General features: G+C 35.7%; 1 protein-coding gene. It reads left to right on the plus strand.

Features of this window, described 5'->3' with window-relative positions; genetic code table 11:
- A partial coding sequence (locus tag ACPYOJ_RS34685) for a DNA recombination protein RmuC (RefSeq protein ID WP_481420275.1) occupies positions 1-431 on the plus strand: 431 nt, incomplete at both ends.

Consider the following 431-nt stretch of genomic DNA (forward strand, 5'->3'; position numbering starts at 1 on the left):
GCATATGATGATTACGGAAAGTCACTGGATTTTGTAATGATGTTTATCCCAAGTGAGCCGGCATATATTGCAGCTATGCAGGCAGATCAAAACCTCTGGAATTATGCCTATGAAAAAAGAATTTTACTACTCAATCCAAGCAATTTGATTACATCATTAAAACTGATCGCCGATCTGTGGAAACGCGAATATCAGAATAAAAACTCCATGGAAATTGCAGACAGAGATGCTAAGCTTTATGATAAATTTGTAGGTTTTGTCGAAAATCTTGAAAAGGTAGGTAAGAATATTGACCAAGCAAAAAATGTTTATAATGAAGCGTACAAGCAGCTTTTCACAGGAAACGACAATCTCGTCATACAGACTCAGAAATTAAAATCCCTGGGTATTAAAAACAAAAAAGACGTCCCACAAAGTCTCATAGATAACTC

It is taken from the genome of Rhizobium sp. SVR5-9E, assembly GCF_056755095.1.